This window comes from Streptomyces sp. NPDC002779 (assembly GCF_042888685.1).
GTDB lineage: Bacteria > Actinomycetota > Actinomycetes > Streptomycetales > Streptomycetaceae > Streptomyces.
In genome coordinates, this window is the sequence record NZ_JBIAQC010000014.1 from 63,117 (window position 1) to 79,377 (window position 16,261).

The 16,261-nt window shown below is 69.8% G+C and carries 16 protein-coding genes and 1 pseudogene; 10 read left to right on the plus strand and 7 right to left on the minus strand.

The window, feature by feature from the left end; all coding sequences use genetic code 11:
- Positions 1 to 196: 196 nt before the first annotated feature.
- A complete protein-coding gene (locus ACFYW5_RS30815) occupies positions 197 to 928 on the minus strand; it encodes a hypothetical protein (RefSeq protein WP_389420392.1) in 732 nt (243 codons plus the stop codon).
- 77 nt (positions 929 to 1,005) lie between these two features.
- Between ACFYW5_RS30815 and ACFYW5_RS30820 the strand changes: the two genes are divergently transcribed.
- The 6 genes from ACFYW5_RS30820 (at position 1,006) to ACFYW5_RS30845 (ending at position 5,498) form a co-directional block, all read left to right on the plus strand.
- A complete protein-coding gene (locus ACFYW5_RS30820; protein WP_389420393.1) occupies positions 1,006 to 1,578 on the plus strand; it encodes an ArsR/SmtB family transcription factor in 573 nt (190 codons plus the stop codon).
- 263 nt (positions 1,579 to 1,841) lie between these two features.
- Entirely contained in the window at positions 1,842 to 3,041 is a 1,200-nt protein-coding gene (locus ACFYW5_RS30825) for a hypothetical protein (protein WP_389420394.1), read from the plus strand.
- 12 nt (positions 3,042 to 3,053) lie between these two features.
- A complete protein-coding gene (locus ACFYW5_RS30830; protein ID WP_389420395.1) occupies positions 3,054 to 3,641 on the plus strand; it encodes a hemerythrin domain-containing protein in 588 nt (195 codons plus the stop codon).
- 82 nt (positions 3,642 to 3,723) lie between these two features.
- Positions 3,724 to 3,975: a hypothetical protein gene (locus ACFYW5_RS30835; protein WP_389420396.1), complete on the plus strand. Its 252-nt coding sequence runs from the start codon at positions 3,724 to 3,726 to the stop codon at positions 3,973 to 3,975.
- A gap of 284 nt (positions 3,976 to 4,259) precedes the next feature.
- Positions 4,260 to 4,676, plus strand: a complete 417-nt coding sequence (locus ACFYW5_RS30840; RefSeq protein ID WP_389420397.1) for a CBS domain-containing protein — start codon at positions 4,260 to 4,262, stop codon at positions 4,674 to 4,676.
- 312 nt (positions 4,677 to 4,988) lie between these two features.
- The gene (locus tag ACFYW5_RS30845; protein WP_389420398.1) at positions 4,989 to 5,498 is read left to right on the plus strand and encodes a DUF6098 family protein; all 510 of its coding nucleotides are present in this window, start codon (positions 4,989 to 4,991) and stop codon (positions 5,496 to 5,498) included.
- Here ACFYW5_RS30845 and ACFYW5_RS30850 read toward each other — a convergent pair.
- Positions 5,451 to 6,047: a hypothetical protein gene (locus ACFYW5_RS30850; RefSeq protein ID WP_389420399.1), complete on the minus strand. Its 597-nt coding sequence runs from the start codon at positions 6,045 to 6,047 to the stop codon at positions 5,451 to 5,453. The genes ACFYW5_RS30845 and ACFYW5_RS30850 overlap by 48 nt on opposite strands.
- Positions 6,048 to 6,182: 135 nt before the next feature.
- Between ACFYW5_RS30850 and ACFYW5_RS30855 the strand changes: the two genes are divergently transcribed.
- The gene (locus ACFYW5_RS30855) at positions 6,183 to 6,647 is read left to right on the plus strand and encodes a hypothetical protein (protein WP_389420400.1); all 465 of its coding nucleotides are present in this window, start codon (positions 6,183 to 6,185) and stop codon (positions 6,645 to 6,647) included.
- On the plus strand, positions 6,644 to 7,831 hold the full coding sequence (locus ACFYW5_RS30860; protein WP_389420401.1) for a zinc-dependent alcohol dehydrogenase: 1,188 nt from the start codon (positions 6,644 to 6,646) through the stop codon (positions 7,829 to 7,831). Before ACFYW5_RS30855 ends, ACFYW5_RS30860 begins: the two co-directional genes overlap by 4 nt.
- Positions 7,832 to 7,891: 60 nt before the next feature.
- Here the strand turns inward: ACFYW5_RS30860 and ACFYW5_RS30865 are convergent, their stop codons facing one another.
- Both ACFYW5_RS30865 and ACFYW5_RS30870 read right to left on the minus strand, forming a co-directional pair.
- Complete coding sequence (locus tag ACFYW5_RS30865; RefSeq protein WP_389420402.1) at positions 7,892 to 8,224, minus strand: alpha-amylase; 333 nt, start codon at positions 8,222 to 8,224, stop codon at positions 7,892 to 7,894.
- Between the two features lie 337 nt (positions 8,225 to 8,561).
- Positions 8,562 to 8,786 (minus strand): annotated as a pseudogene (locus ACFYW5_RS30870) (hypothetical protein); the annotation flags it as partial.
- Positions 8,787 to 9,087: 301 nt separating this feature from the next.
- Here ACFYW5_RS30870 and ACFYW5_RS30875 point away from each other — a divergent pair.
- Positions 9,088 to 11,862 carry a glycosyl hydrolase gene (locus ACFYW5_RS30875; RefSeq protein WP_389420403.1) on the plus strand — a complete coding sequence of 925 codons (2,775 nt, stop codon included), beginning with the start codon at positions 9,088 to 9,090 and terminating at the stop codon, positions 11,860 to 11,862.
- A 90-nt stretch (positions 11,863 to 11,952) separates the two neighbouring features.
- Here the strand turns inward: ACFYW5_RS30875 and ACFYW5_RS30880 are convergent, their stop codons facing one another.
- Together ACFYW5_RS30880 and ACFYW5_RS30885 are read right to left on the minus strand one after the other, a co-directional pair.
- Positions 11,953 to 12,978 carry a LacI family DNA-binding transcriptional regulator gene (locus ACFYW5_RS30880; RefSeq protein WP_389420404.1) on the minus strand — a complete coding sequence of 342 codons (1,026 nt, stop codon included), beginning with the start codon at positions 12,976 to 12,978 and terminating at the stop codon, positions 11,953 to 11,955.
- Between the two features lie 367 nt (positions 12,979 to 13,345).
- Positions 13,346 to 14,638 (minus strand): DUF5685 family protein, encoded by a 1,293-nt coding sequence (locus ACFYW5_RS30885; protein WP_389420405.1) that lies wholly within the window; start codon positions 14,636 to 14,638, stop codon positions 13,346 to 13,348.
- Between the two features lie 351 nt (positions 14,639 to 14,989).
- On the opposite strand from ACFYW5_RS30885, the gene ACFYW5_RS30890 reads away from it, so the two are divergent.
- A complete protein-coding gene (locus ACFYW5_RS30890; protein ID WP_389420406.1) occupies positions 14,990 to 15,700 on the plus strand; it encodes a helix-turn-helix domain-containing protein in 711 nt (236 codons plus the stop codon).
- On the opposite strand, the gene ACFYW5_RS30895 is transcribed toward ACFYW5_RS30890, so the two are convergent.
- Positions 15,682 to 16,257, minus strand: coding sequence for a dihydrofolate reductase family protein (locus ACFYW5_RS30895; RefSeq protein ID WP_389420407.1), 576 nt, complete (start codon positions 16,255 to 16,257; stop codon positions 15,682 to 15,684). The genes ACFYW5_RS30890 and ACFYW5_RS30895 overlap by 19 nt on opposite strands.
- Positions 16,258 to 16,261: the final 4 nt, after the last annotated feature.

Consider the following 16,261-nt stretch of genomic DNA (forward strand, 5'->3'; position numbering starts at 1 on the left):
CTTGCTGGTTGCGGAGCAAGTGACCGGGCCTACGGCGAAGCCCCGGAGCACTCGCCCCGGGGCTTCGCATCAGGTCATCTGTCAGCGCGCAGGGACACTCTCCGACGTCGTCGTCATGGCAGCGCGCTTCAGGGCGCAGCTGCCGGGCAGACCAAGGACCTGGAAGGCATCGTGGACACCTACGTAACCGAACCGTCTACACATACGGCCGAATGCCCACCGTGACATCCATGTCGAAGGCATTCGCCCCCGCCGCGGACGGCAGGCCCAGCGCCCGGTCGATCGCGCGGCTCAAGGGGCCGCAGCCACTGGTGCCCGGGGCGGCGAACTCCACGTCCTGGGCGCCGAAGGCGACGACCAAGGGGTCCTTGGATATCACCCGGGTGGGATCAGTGTCCTTGAGTACCAGGTGGACCGCGTCCTCATCGCTGCCCACCGAGCAGCCCGACGTCGGTAGGGCATGCGGCCCGCGCGCCGGGCCTATGGCGAACTTGATGTCGAACTCGCCGCGCCGGGTGTCGTCGGACAGGAAGTCCGAATAGCCGCCGTACTGCGGAGTCAGGGCCAACGAGGTGCGCCCCACCCGGACTGGCGCGGCGGTCATGGTTCCGAAGACCTGACGGAATTCACCGTCCAACCGGCCTTCCGCAAAGGTGATCTTCATAGGTTCGGTGAGCGGCTCGTCGACGGCGCCCATGCGCAGATGTCCCGTGGCGTGCATGACCTCGCAGCGCCAGGTCCCGGGGTCCGCACCCGCGGGCAGCTCATCGACGGTCGGGCAGGCGGAGAAGTCGAACTCGGGAAGTGCCGCCGCCCCTTCAGCTCCGTGCGTGGGTGCGGCGCCCAGGGTCAGGCCGGCAAGAAGTGCCGCAGCAGCACCTGTGAAGTGACGGACTGTGCGTTTCCAGCTCACTCGGTTCGGCGTCATACGCCACAGCATTGCAGAGATTTCTCTGCAGAGGAAGGTCTGCAGAGAAAACGCTGCGATCGGGTAGACTGTCCGTCATGACGGAGGAGCCAGCAGCGCAGGCCGCAGAACGGCGTACGGTCGACAGTCCCGAGGTCCTCAAGGCGCTCGCGCACCCGCTGCGCCTGCGCATCCTGCGTCACCTCGGCGCGACGGGCCCTGCCACCTCGACCACGCTGGCCGCCGCCCTCGGCGAGAACACCGGGACGCTCAGCTACCACCTGCGCATGCTGGAGCGTAGCGGCCTCATCGAAGACATCCCCGAGCGCTCCACCGGGCGGGAGCGCTGGTGGCGTGGGGTACGCGGCCTCGACATCCGCAGACCGCCGCAGAATGAGCTGACGGAGGCCGAGCGTGCAATGTCGGTCGAGCTGGACCGTATGAGGATGGAGGAGGACGTCGAGCTCGCCCGGCAGTTCACTGCCGGACAGGCGGAGTCCGACGGCTGGATGCGCGGTTCACGCAGCCTCATCCACCTCACCAAGGGTGAGCTGGACGCGTTCCACGACGACTACCTCGCCCTGCTCGCGCGCTACGCCCGCGGCCCCGAGGACGCCCCCGACGACGCACGGCCCGTACTCCTGCGCTGGTTCGGCCTGCCCGCTGACTGACCGGCAGCCGACCGACGAACCGCCTGAACGACCGCATTGGCTTCCCCGTCGACCGGTCCGGTGCGGCGTGGACAAACGTTCGCCGAACAGCACGGCATCCGCCCGCTCGGTTGACCCACGAGGGGGAACCCGGCGGTTCGCGGGTGTGAGCGGTGGCTGGAAAGCGCCCCTCGTGAACAGACTGAGAACCATGTCTGTGCTCGACGCCTGAAACGGGGTACCCCAGCGGCGCGAGTCCCCCTCGTCATCAGGAGGCACCCCCCATGACGTTCAATCCCCTGGAACAGCGGGGCATCCCGCTGGACCGCCAGCTCCGGAGCTGGCGCGAGCTGAACGTGGACCCGATCGACCCGGACCACTGTGACCCCTACACCCGCTGCCGGATCATCGCGATGAACGGGATCGAGGTGGAGGCGATCCTCTTCAGCCACCAGCTCGCCCGCAACACCGTCGATCCCGAGGTAAAGCGTCAGCTGGCGCGCGTGCGCTACATCGAGGCGCAGCAGCAGAAGGTCGTGAACTGGCTGCTCCCGGGCGTCTCCTCAGTGCTGGAGACGACCATCGCCTACGAGCAGGTCGCGGTGGACCTGACGGCGTGGGTGGCCCGGATGGAGCCGGACCCGTATCTGAAGCAGGCGTACCAGTTCGGCGTCCTGGAGGACTTCGACCACCTGTACCGGTACGCGAACCTGTACGAGATGATCGAGCACCGCAAGGCCGAGTCGATCGTCGACAACCTGACCGAGATCATGCCCGGCCGGCCCACCCGCTTCCACCACCGCGACCCGGTCGACAACGTCCGCGACCCGTACGCCAAGGACGAGACGAACCCGCTGTCGAAGCTGCACGCGCTGACGATCATGTCGGCCGAGCAGCAGACCATGAACTTCTACATGAACACCGGCCCCACCTACATGGAGCCGATCGCCCGTCAGCTCTACCAGGAGATCGGCCTGATCGAGGAGGAGCACGTCACCCACTACGAGTCCCTGGTGGACCCGGGTGAGACGTGGTGGGAGCAGCTCGTCAACCACGAGTACAACGAGTGCTACCTGTACTACTCCTTCATGGAGCAGGAGACCGACCCCAAGGTCAAGGCGATCTGGGAGCTGCACCTGAACATGGAGCTGGAGCACCTGCACGCCGCCTGCGACCTGATGCGCCGCCACGACGGCCGCGACCCCGCCTCCGTGCTCGCCCCCGAGCTGCCCAACGTACTGACGTTCGAGCCGAACAAGGCCTACGTGCGTGAGCTGCTCGACACGCAGATGGACCTGACCACGCTCGGCGCCGGTTACGTCCGTGAGGCGCACGAGCGGTTCGAGAAGATGCAGGAGCAGATCCACGGCGGCGAGGCACCGCCGAGCGACCGGGTCATGACCGAGCACGACGAGATGTTCGGCCGCGAGTACCGCGTCCAGACCGAGGGCGAGCACCCCGACCCCGCGCAGCGCGAGAAGTAGGGAAGGGCTGACATGACCGAGCTGCACACCCCGCACGCCGGGGACGACCAGGCCAAGGACGACGACGTGGTGGCGCTGCTGATGCGCCAGCACGGTGACATCCGCAATCTCTTCGACGAGGTCGAGGCGGCCACGGGTGAGGAGCGCCGCGACGCCTTCCGCCGCCTGGTGCGCCTGCTGGCCGTGCACGAGACCGCCGAGGAAGAGGTCGTCCACCCCTTCGCCCGGAAGAACCTCCCCGGCGGCGAGCAGGTGGTGAAGGACCGTCTCGCCGAGGAGAGGGCGGCCAAGGAGACGCTGGCCGCCCTCGACGAGCTGGACACGAACGATCCGAAGTTCATGCCCCAGCTGCTGAAGCTGCGCAAGGACGTCCAGGAACACGCCCGGGCGGAGGAACGCTACGAGTTCACCCACATCCGCCGCAGCACCGACGCCGGCAGCCTCGCCGTGATGGCCAAGGCCCTCAAGGCCGCCGAGGCGATGGCGCCCACCCGGCCCCACCCGGGTGTCGAGTCGGGGGCGAAGAACATGGCCCTGGGCCCCGTCGCGGCCCTCATGGACCGCACCAAGGACGCCGTGCGCCAGGCCATGGGCAAGTAGGTCCCAAGCAGCCGTGACCGGGGCCGGGCCCATGACCCGGCCCCGGTCCGGCAGTCCGCGGACGGCACCGAGGAGAGCACGCATGAGGATCGACGAGTCACTGGTCAGGGAGCTTCTGAACGCTCCGTCGGACGACGCCGTTCTGGTGCTCCTGGAGGGCCGTGCTCAGGTGGTCGAACAGGCTGCCCTCGGCAGCGAGCAGTACCACGGGGCGGCCGTGCTGATCTCCCGCGGGGAGCTGGTGGAGCGGATGGGCACACCGTCACCCGCCCAGGAGGACGTCACACGTCTGTCGGCCTCTTTGCAGGATGCCGTGGACAAACTGGGCGCCTGACGCCACCCCGTGCCAGCACGGTACGCGGGCCCCTTTGCAGCTGTCACGAGATCTCATCCGGCTCAGGACGGTCAGGACGCGCAGCGGGCAGAGGCAGCCCCGCGTCTGCCTTTGTCCCGCACCAGTAGGTGACCGCACGCCGCGCGCCGCCGAAGCGGTGAGGCAAGCCACGGCAAACGTTATAGCGAGTTGCAATGGGGAACCCAAGCCCTCAACCACCGAAGGCGACCGTCCGCTGACGCGGAAGTCGGGGACGGCTGACACCCCTAGGGAGTGAAAATCTGATGACCAAGGCGCGGGACATCATGACGGGTGGGGCCGAGTGCATCGGGGCCGAGGAGACGGTGCTGGACGCGGCCCGCAAGATGAAGGATCTCGGCGTCGGTGCCCTGCCGATCTGCGGCACGGACAACAAGCTCAAGGGCGTCCTGACCGACCGGGACATCGTCGTGAAGGTCCTCGGCGCGGGCAAGGACCCGGCGACCTGCCAGGCCGGTGAGCTGGCCCAGGGCGAGGCCGTGACCATCGGCGCCGACGACGACGTGGAGGAGATCCTGCGCACCATGACGGAACACAAGGTGCGCCGGCTGCCGGTGATCGACGGGCACGACCTGGTCGGCATGGTCGCCCAGGCCGACGTGGCCCGCTCCCTGCCCGACCCCAAGGTCGGTGACCTGCTTCAGGCCCTGTCCACCGACTGAGCCGAACGCGGTTGCCCGGGCCCCCTGGCCGCTGCTGTGGATGGCACCGGATTGGCGGCCGGGGCCCGGGGGCACCCGGGTCGATGTATGACGCATGTGAGAGACGGTGACGAGGGAGGCTCCCGATGCTCTTGGCGCACTCCGTCGTGCTGACGAACCTCGACGAGCAGGACGAGACACTGCACGCCCGACCCACGGAGCGCCTCGGCGTACCGCAGGCGTCGCCGACGCGTGGTGCATGCCGACCGGCCCCCGGGGCCCTTACCCACGACGACTCTCACCTGACTGCCCCGGCAACGGTCCACCAGCACCATGACCAAAACCACTGACCTGCCGACGTTCCGCAGCCTCGATGAGCTCACCCGGCTCATCACCCGCCGCCGCGGCCTCTATGTGCGCTGGTCCCACGGCCCGGCGACCGACCTGCCGAATCCGAGCAGCACGGACGAACTGACCGGGATCAAACTCCCAGGGCTGTCCGCCAACCCGCTCGACCTTGAGGACTGGTGGGGCAAGCGGCCCGTACGGATCTGGGTCGCCCGCCGACTCTACGACTACTGCCACCTGCCGCACCTCAAGGACGCCCGCACCCGGCCCTGGGTCCTGCACGGCTGTGAGACGGGACGCGGACCTGACAACGAACCGCTGGTGACGGACATCGAGCCCCTCGGCTGGATCGCCGACGAGGCGATCACGGACGCGTGCCGCATCATCACCGAGCAACCTGGGCGCTGGGGCACACTCGGCCGAGTCGAACCTGCCGAGGAACCCCCGTCATCCCTGCAGCCGTCGGCACCGGCGAGGCGGCACGACCGCCAGTAGCCGCCCGGGCGGCGCTATGGCCTGGGGGCCTGGTGGCGAGGCAGGGGGCCCACATCCGTCTGCCGACCGGTGCGCATCGCCGCGTGGCGCTGCCCCGGGCCGGGACCTGAGCGAGCAGGCCAAGGCATCGGCGACGACACCGGTCGCGAAGGCATACACCGTCTTGTGCAGCAGGTCGACGACGAGTTCGCCGCGCGGCCAGGTCTGAGGCGGGGCGCCGACCCCGGTGGCGTTCTCCAGGATCTGGTCGCTGGTGAGCCGGACGACGGCGAACTTCCCCGAGGACCAGGGACCGCGCAGCCCCACCTGGGACATCGCCGACCGCAGCACGCCGAAGAGGACACCCTGCCCCACGTGCATCGCCAGGTTCACCGGCACGGGCTGGCGGCCGGGATGCTCCGGCATGCCCGTCAGGCGTTGCAGGGTCCGGGCGGGGACGTGGGAGTCACGGCGACCCGTCAGCCGCTGCTCCGCCTTCTCGCCAAGCGTCATCACCAGCACACCGGCCGTGCCGGCCACCAATCCCTGCCATAGCGCGCGCTTCATCATGCTGCGCCGAGTACCCGAGGCTGCGCGATCCCACGTGCCCGCCGGCACCTCGCCACCGTCCCCCGTTTCGTTCGTGGGGCCACGGAAACCCGGCGCGGGACGGGGGCCGCCGGAGACCGAAGCGGAGGGTATTCGATGAAGAAGCTGTGGTGGGCGGTTCCGGTCGCGGCCGCCGGGGCGGCGGCCGTACGGCGGTCCCGGCCCTCGCACCGGACCGACGAGCGGGCGCACGATCGCTGGCTCACCGTGACCATCAACCGAACGCCCGCCGACGTGGGATCCGAAGGAAAGCCGCCGGCACCCCTGGACGAGCTGGCGGAGCGGATCGACGTACAGATACGGCCGGCACCGGGGGACCGCGGCACGGAACTGGCCGCACGGTTCAAGGAGCCCGTCCCCGCCATGTCGACCTCCGCGCCCGCGCGGCTGGCCGGACAGGACCCGCGGCAGGAACTGCGGCGCGCATTGCGTGACGCCAAGGCCCTGCTGGAGGCGGGTGAGGTCCTGCGGCCGGACACGCCGCCGACGACCCGCCCCACGCCGGGCGGCAAGCTGGTCGAGGTGCTCACCCGTCGCTCCGGTGGGGAGGGAGTGCTGTGAAGGCGCTGTGCTGGGAAGGCGTGAACAAGCTGTCCGTCGAGCAGGTCCCCGATCCGGAGCTGCTCAACGACCAGGACGTCATCGTGCGGCTGATCGCGGGCACCACCTGCGGCTCCGACCTGCACCTCATCGGCGGCTACATCCCCGCGATGCGCGCCGGTGACGTGATCGGACACGAATTCATCGGCGAGGTAGTGGAGACCGGACCCGCCGTACGCAAGCACAAGGTCGGCGACCGGGTCGTGGTCTGCTCCTTCGTCGGCTGCGGGCGCTGCTGGTACTGCGCCAACGACCTGTGGTCCCTGTGCGACAACACCAACACCAACCCCGGTATCGGCCAGGCCCTCTTCGGCTACGAGACCGCCGGCATCTTCGGCTACTCGCACGCCATGGGCGGACTGCGCGGCAGCCACGCGGAGTACGTCCGCGTCCCGTTCGCCGACTACGGCGCCTTCAAGGTCCCCGAGGGCATCGACGACACCAGCGCCCTGTTCGTCTCCGACTCCGTACCCACCGGATGGATGGGCGCGGACCTGGCCGGGGTGAAACCCGGCGACGTCGTCGCGGTCTGGGGCTGCGGAGCGGTGGGGCAGATGGCCGCCCGGGCGGCCATCCTCAAGGGCGCCGAACGGGTCATCTCCATCGACCGCATCCCTGAGCGGCTGGCCATGACCGAACGGTACGTCGGTGCGGAGACCATCGACTACACCACCACCGACGTCGCCGTGGAACTGCGCGAACGCACCGGCGGGCGCGGCCCCGACGTGTGCATCGAGGCCGTCGGCATGGAGGCCCACAGCGACGGCCCGATGCACCTGTACGACCAGGCCAAGCAGCAACTCCGCCTGCAGACCGACCGGCCGACCGCCGTACGCCAGGCCATCCACGCCTGCCGCAAGGGCGGCACCGTCTTCATCCTGGGCGTCTTCGCGGGCGCCGTCGACAAGTTCCCGCTCGGCGCCGTGATCAACAAAGGGCTCACCGTGCGCGGGGCGCAGATGCACGGCCAGCGCTACATTCCCATGCTGCTCGACCGGCTCGCCGCGGGTGAGATCGATACGGCGCACCTGGCGACCCACACCCTCTCGCTCGAGCAGGCGCCTATGGCGTACGACATGTTCAAGCACAAGTCGGACGGCTGCGTACGCGTCGTCATCCGCCCCGACCACCAAGACGCCGCCTGATCTTTGGGAGGGCCGCTCACCGGGCCACCGGAGCCTGGCCCGAAATCTCCGAGGCCAGGCTCAGGTGCCGTCGGCGGTGACGAGGGCGGGGTCGCACGTCCGCAGCGCCGTGACGTAATTGCCGCTCGGCCCGTAGCCGGAGAAGGTCGCCCAGCCGCCGGGCTCGATGACGCGGCAGGGGGCCCACTGGCCGTTCGTGTACTCGACCGTGACGGAGACGGTGTCGCTGCAGCCGTTATGGACGTCGGTGTAGCGCCAGCTCTGGAAGTGCTCCACGCACTCCGGAGCCGGCGATCCAGTGGCCGCCGCAGCGGACGGAGCGGCGGTGAGGTGCATCAAGAGGCCCGCCGCGGTCATGGTGGCGAGAGTGACGGGACGCGATATGCGTGTCATGTGATGTGCCATGTCCCGAAGTCTCAGGACGCACGGATACTCATGCAAGTTTCTGCAAGGCTTTTCAGCCATGATCTCATCGCGCACATCAAAAGGCAGGCCAGCTACCTTTTTGAGGATTGAAATATGTTGCACTCCTCGCACATGCCGCACTGAAGGCAGGTCTGTTCGGGCGGGCTGTCCACGGCGAGGGATGCGTGGGGGAGTGTGCTGTCCTCCCGGCCGCCGCCTGGCGACGTCGTCCTTGTCAGCGGCCGGTCGTGGTGCGGGGGCGGCAAAGGCGTCGGCGGAGATCCATCTCGACTGCGCCCACTGCGAGTTCGGTGTTGGGCGACTCGGGGCGCCAGAAGGCCAGCGGGTCGGACACCATCTGAGCGCGCAGGTGCGTCAGTGTGCGGGTGATGCGCTCCAGGTCGTCGCCGGCCGGGTGTTCGCCCGGGCGCACGCCGACGGAGCAGCGCCGACCATGTCCAGCGGGGTCGCGTACAGCTCGTTCATCGGGTCGCGAGCGTGAACCGCTTACGAGCTTGCCCGAACCGCCGTGCAGGGTCGGCGCTTTGGTGGTCGCGTATACGCCCGCCAACTCGGGATGACCGTCCAGCGGCTCCTCTGTCCGCCTAAATACTGAGAGCGCTCTCAATTTGCATGGGAAGCGTGCCCGTCCCGTAGGTGATCCGTCAAGACTCGAACGCAGAGCGGCTGCGACCCGCCGCCAACAGTCTTCCAACTGCCTTCTGTGTCGCATCTATTGACGTCGAGGTTTCAACAGTCTTACGTTTCCGGCCAACTGAGAGCGCTCTCGAAATGTTCTGGACACCCCCGTGAGACCCCCTATCCGTCGTGACGACACGAGGTGCCCCTCCATGCCATCCCCCCGCAACAGACCAGCCGCAGTGCTGGTCCTGGCCGCTGCCCTGGCCGCCACCGGACTCGGTCCGGCGGCTACCCCGGCCGCCGCCGCCACGATCCCCGTCGGCGCCGGCAGCTACTCCGACACCCGCCCCGCCGGTACGGTCGGCCCCACGACCAACACCGGCACGCCGGTCACCCCCAAGGTGACGTCCGCCGCCCAGGGCAAGCCCGTGCCCACCAACGACTGGTGGTCCTCACTGGCCTTCCAGCGCTACGGCGACAACCCCCACTCGACCCCGATGTACGGCCACCCCCTCACCTACCAGGCCGTCTCCGGAGGCCTGCAGATCGGCTACCCGACCACTCCCACGATCGTCGGCGAGGGCCGCCAGTACGAGTACGCCCACAAGGCCGATCTGACCCTCGGCCTCACCGGGCTCAACTCGCCCGACACCAAGGCCGATGCGTGGAGCGACTGGACCGTCACGCCCTACTGGTCCGACGGCACCCGCACCCTGCGCACCACCATCGGCCACGGCATGCCCTTCGTCTACGCCAAGGGCACCGGCGGCAACGCCCAGATCACCACGGCCTCCGCGCCCACCGTCTTCGCCGACCAGGGCAACGTCCTCGGCATCACGGTCGCCGGCCACCACTACGCCCTGTTCGCGCCCACCGGCAGCGACTGGAACGTCTCCGGCTCCGCCGTCACCGCGGGCCTGGGCGGCAAGGACTACTTCTCCGTCGCCGTCCTGCCCTCCACCGACGCGCTCGCCACCTTCCGCAAGTACGCCTTCAGTTTCGTCACCGGTTCCACCGTCGCCTGGAACTACAGCGGCGGCACCGTACGCGCGACGTACACCCTCACCACCGAGGCCAAGGAAGGCACCGAACGCGGCACGCTGCAGGCCCTCTACCGGCACCAGTGGCTCAACACCACGGACGCGCTCACCCCGTACACCTACGTCTCCCCGCGCGGCACCATGAAGGTGCGCGAGTCCGCCTCGTTCACCACCTCGCAGAAGGCCTCCCCGGTCCTGCCCGGCCTGCCCAAGACGAGCGGCGTGGATGCCACCCGGCTGCGCGGCTACCTCAACGACGTCGCGAACGCCTCCGACCCGTTCTCGGGCGCCGTCGACACGTACTGGACCGGCAAGGCACTCGGCAAGCTCGCCCAACTGGTGCCGCTGGCCGACCAGATCGGCGAGACCGCGATCCGCGACAAGCTCCTCGGTCTCATCAAGGGCCGTATGCAGGCGTGGTTCACCGCGGGCGGTGCCAACGAGTTCTCCTACGACCAGGCCTGGAAGACGCTCACCGGCTACCCCGCCTCCTACGGCAGCGACAGCGAGCTCAACGACCACCACTTCCACTACAGCTACTACGTCTACGCGGCCGCGATCGTCGCCCAGTACGATCCGGCCTGGGCCGCCGACTCCGCCTGGGGCGGCATGGTGAAGACCCTGATCCGCGACACCGCCAACCCCAGCCGCACCGACAGCGCCTACCCGTTCCTGCGCGGCTTCGACGTCTACGCCGGCCACAGCTGGGCCTCCGGCCACCAGGGCTTCGCCGCTGGGAACAACCAGGAGTCCTCGTCCGAGTCGATCAACCTCAGCGCGGCCCTCGTGCTGTGGGGCTCCGCCACCGGTGACCCGGCGCTGCGCGACCTCGGCAGCTACCTGCTCACCACCGAGGCGGAGGCCATCGCCCAGTACTGGTTCGACGCCGACGAACAGGTCTTCCCCTCCTCCTTCGGCCACGACACCGCCGGCATGGTGTGGGGCAGCGGCGCGGCCTACGCCACCTGGTGGACGGCCAACCCCGAGGAGATCCACGGCATCAACGTCCTGCCGGTGACCGGCGGTTCCCTGCACCTCGGTGGCGAAAAGGCGGCCATCCGGCGCAACCTGGCGGAGATGGAACGCGAGAACGGCGGCCCGGCCGTCGAATGGCGGGACATCCTCTGGGAGTTCCAGTCGTTCGCCGACCCGGCGGCGGCGAAAGCCAAGTGGGACGCGGGCCATGCCTCCTACACCCCGGAGGAGGGCGAGTCCAAGGCGCACACCTACCACTGGATCCAGACCCTGCACACGCTCGGCGCCCCCGACCCCGCCGTGACCGGTGACCTGCCCACCTCGGCCGTGTTCGCCAACGGCACGAACCGCACCTACGTCGCCCACAACTACGGCTCCAGCGCGCGCACGGTGACCTTCTCGGACGGCAAGACCCTGTCCGTGCCCGCCCGTTCGACCGCGACCGGCACCGGAACCGGCGGCAACCCCGACCCCGACCCCGATCCGCCGACCGGCAACACCTTCCAGCTGCGCTCCGGCGGCACGCTCACCACGGCCACCGGCGGCACGGCAGGCAGCGACACCATCGCGTCCGCCGGGGGCACCAACCACGACGGCACTCCGTACCAGCCGCTCGTCTACGAGGCCCGCGGCGTCAACGGCACCCTCACCGCGGGCGCGAGCACCGCATTCCGATTCCAGGTCGACGCGGGCACCACGGTGGGCCTCGGCCAGCAGGTGAGGATCAGCTACGACCTCACCGGCAACGGCTCCTTCGACCGCATGGAGACGTACAACTACTTCGCCACCGACCCGGTGGCCGGATGGGAGCAGTACGCCCAGACGCGCGGCCTGAAGTCGGCCACCGGAAGCCTCGGCAACCTGGCGAACGGCACGGTCCGCGTGGAGGTGTGGAGCGCCATCGGCAACGGCCCGGCCAAGCTCCAGACCGGCACGGACAACTCCGTGCTGGTGATCCCCTTCAGCTGACCCGCTGCACCCCTCACAGAGAGCGCGGTGGGCACCGGCAACCGAGCCGGTGCCCACCGCGCCCGTACGCGTAGGGGGACGCGCCCGGCGTCAGGCCGACGCCCGCCGCACCAGCGACGTCGGCGTGATGACGCAGGAAGGCGCGGGACTCCCGGCCTCGTCGAGCATCCGCATCAACAGCTTCACCATCAGCCGGCCCATGCCCTCGATGTCCTGGTGGACGGTAGTGAGCGCCGGCTCGGACAGCTCCACCACCGACGCCATGTCGTCGAACCCCACCACGGCCACGTCATCGGGGACCCGCACCCCCCGCTTCCGCAGCGTGCGCAGCGCCCCCAACGCCATCAGGTCGCTGGAGACGAACACCCCATCGACATCAGGGCGCCGCTCCAGCAACTCGGCCATGGCGAGGGCGCCGCCCTTCTCCGTGAAGTCGCCCTGGCACATCAGCGCCGGGTCGGCGTCGACGAGGACGTCGTGATAGCCGGCGACCCGGTCCAGGGCCGCCGTCAGGTCGGGCGGGCCGGCGATGTGCGCGATGTTGCGCCGCCCCAGGGAGACGAGGTGCTGGACCGCCTGACGGGCCCCGCCGCGGTTGTCGCAGTCGACGTAGGGCACCGCAAGACTTCGGTCCACGACCGACCGGCCGCCGAACACGGTGGGAATGCGGGACTTGTCGATCAGCGCAGGCAACTCGTCGTCGTTGTGCACGGAGAAGGCGAGCGCCCCGTCGACATGGCCGCCGCCGAGATAGCGGGCGATCCGGTCATGATCACCACGACCCTCCACCCACAGCAGGACAAGCTGCGTGTCGTGCGCCGTGAGCTCGCGGCTGATGCCGCGCACCTGCTGCTCGAAGAACGGGTCGGAGAAGATCCGGAATTCCGGCTCTGCGATGATCACGGCCACCGCGCCGTTGCGCCGCGTGACGAGGGTGCGGGCCGCGTGATTCGGTACGTAGCCGAGCTCCTCGACCGCCTGGCGCACCTTGTCGACCAATGAGGCCCGCACGCCCGCACCCCCATTGACCACACGGGACGCGGTAGCCCGGGAGACGCCCGCGCGGGCTGCGACGGCTTCCAGAGTGGGGCGGGACCCCATGATCGGCTCGGGCAAGGCGGGCACTCCCTCGTCTGGGGCACGTTCGGTCTGCGGCGAAGCGGGGCGGTCAGGATATCGACACCCGACGGACGCGTGAGAGCGCTCACAAGCGGGGTGGGTGAGGGTGGGTGGAGGACGAGCACGTCGCGGGGCAGCGGTTCGGCACTCCCACACCCGTTTTCGCATATCGGGTGAAACGCCACGGCCGATGCGTGAACGCGGGTGTGCCCACGATGGAGCCGGTCCGGGTGAGGCGGTTCGCAGTCGCGTAGGACGTGACGGCACCATGCGGTCGCGGCCACCGGCCGGGCGTCCTGCGCCGGTGACCGCCGGGGCGCAGGCTTGAAGCGCCACGACGGTCACGCCGATCCCGGGTCAGCTTTCAGCAGCAGCAGTCGCAGCAGCTCCCGCCACCGCAGCAGCCGTCTCCCGAATCGCCACCGGAACCACCGGATCCCCGGCCGCCCCCACCCGACCCGCCGGAGGACCCGCCCGAGTTGCCGCCGCCCCGTCCACCGGACCAGCCGTCACCGCCGGAGTCGTCCTGACGAGAGGTCCCCTTGCCTTCGAACTGCCAGGCATCCGCGGCCTCCTCTGCGGCATCCTCCAGATCGCAGGTGCAGCAGCTGTGGCACAAGCCGCAATCGCGGCACAACTCGCGCCACTGATCGCACCGCCGACACTGCCCGTCCGCAGGCCGGCCCGACGCCATCCCGGCGCCTTCCGGCCCCGCGCCGGTGAGCGCCCCGACGCCGCAGGCGGCGCCCGTGTCAGCCTCCGCGGGCGGCTGGGTCGCGGTACGGCGGCCCAGCCAGGGAAGCACACGCGGGCCCCGTGCCTCGTGGTGGTGCCGGTGGTGACAATGCCGCGAGTCGAAGACGCGCTCGACGGCACGTTCCAGCTCGCCACCCAGCAGCGCCCGCGCCAGCCGCCCGTCGATGAACTCGGCGTCGGACAAGGCGAGTCGGATCCCGTGGACGGCGTCGTCGCAGAGCCGACGCACCTCCGTGCGGTCCGCGCCGGTCACGGCGATCGGGTTCCATGCCCCGGCCGACTCGTCCGCGGCCAGGTCCTCCACCGCGTCGAGCAGATGCGCCAACCGACCGAACAGGCGGCCGGCCTCCGCGAGCGGCTCAATGTTGCCGGGGCGGCCGGCGAGTACCGCGGTGTGCGCGAAGGCGGCGGCAGTTGCCGTCTCCGTCGGTTCCGTGACCGTCAGGAGCGAGTCGCCCGAGCCGGTCAGCCGCTCTATCTCCGACTGCCGTTCGACCGCGGCGATGAGGACCGCCGTGTCGAAGCCGAGCCGTTCGCCGCCCACGGCACCCGCACGGTCCCAGCCCTGGGCGATCCGGCGCGCCGCCAGCGTCACGGGGCGGCGGCCCAACAGACCGTCGCCGTCGGCCACATGGTCACGTACTTTCGCCGCGGCCAGCACCAGCGACACCGTCGCCGCCAGCCGGGCGCCCTCACCCTGCGCCACGTCCGCCGACCGCATCCCGCGCAGCGGACACGGGCCGACGCCTCGCCGCCAGTCGCCGGTGCGCTCCGACTGCGCCTCGGTCAGCACCGAGACGATCAGTCCGTCGTAGTTGGTGGCCACCCGTGCGAACTGCCCGTACTCGCCGCGCAGCGCCAGGCACAGCCCGCACAGATGCGCCATCCACTCAGTACGCATGCCCTCGCCCAGGCGATGACGGCATGGCCTGATGATTCCGAACATTGAAGCTCCCCCGTAGTCACTGCTGTCAGTCGCAGCCGGACGGGCAGAGCCGCCCATGAGCACGACCACGCGCACCGCAGGACCGCCCACCACCCGATGGGCGCCATGCTAGAGCCTGTCCGTACAGGCATTTGTCCTGTCATGTCGCCGCGGTCGGTTGGACGGAGGAGGCTCAAGGCGGTCTTCTGCCTGTAGCCGGGTCGGTCGGCGCTGTGCCGCCTGCCAGCCCTTGAGGGCCCTTGCCAGGGAGCGTCGCAATCTGTTCGGTGGGCCCTCGGATCCGGCGACGCGGCATATCCTGCGCCCGTGAAACTGCGCTTCGAGATACGCCAATCCGACTCGCCGTGGGTCGACACCGTGTGGACCTGCACGAGCGAGCAGGTCACGGCGATGACGTCGGTGGCGGGGGTGCGCTGGGGCTTGGTGTTCTGGGAGCAGGAAGGCCAGGCGTACGCGGCCATCACCGGTCCCGAGACTCGGACCGGCACGGCATCGGTGCCCCAGGGCGCGAAGTTCACGGGCATCGAGTTCGCCGTGGGCACCTCGCTGCGGGCCGTGCCCATGGCAACGCTGGTCGACGGCGGCCTAGAGCTCCCCGACACCACGCGCCGGGCGTTCCGCCTGGACGGCGTGCGCTGGGAGACGCCCGGCCCCGACGACGCCGAGGCCCTGGTCGAGCGTCTCGTCCGGGCCGGGATCGTGGTCCGCGACCCGCTCATCGCCGAGGTGCTGCGAGGCCACCACCCTGCTGTCTCGGAGCGCACGGTCGAACGCCGGTTCCGTGCCGCGACCGGGCTGACGCGCGGCGCCGTCCGGCAGATCGAACGCGCCCGCACCGCGGCCGAGTTGCTGGCGGCCGGCAGCGGGGCCGCCGATGTCGTCACCAAGTTGGACTACTTCGACGAGCCGCACCTGGCCCGGGCGCTGCGCTCCTACGTAGGGCGCACCGCCAAGCAGCTGCGTGAGGGCGCCGGTGGCGCGATCGCCCTCGATACGGATCAGCGCTTGACGTCGTAGACCAGCTTCAAGATCCCGTTCGAGTAGCTCTGCGACTCCCGCAGCGTCAGCATCTGCTTGGCGCGGTCGGCCCGGCCGAACACGCTCTTCCCGGCGCCGAGCAGCACGGGGAAGACGAGCAGGTTGTACTGGTCGATCAGGCCCGCGTCCGACAGCCGCCGGGCCAGCTCGGCGCTGCCGTGGATGAAGATCGCGCCGCCCTCGCTCTTCTTGAGTGCGGCGATGTCCTCGGTCGAGCGCAGGATCGTCGTCGGTCCCCACCCGTCGACGAGGTCGTCGTCGGGCAGCGTGGACGACACCACGAACTTGGGCAGCTCCTTGTAGGCGGCGTGGTCCTCCGAGTCGGGCCAGACCTGCGCGAACGCCTCGTAGCTGCGGCGCCCGAACATCAGCGCCGTCGTGTCGGCGAGTTCCTCGCCCTTCAGCGACCAGGCTTCGGGGACGAACTCCAGGTCGTTGACGACCCAGCCGCCGCTGCGGTGGCCCTCCTCCGTCCCGCCGGGCGAGTCCACGACGCCGTCGAGCGACATGAAGCCGGTGTAGACCAGGTCACGCATGGTG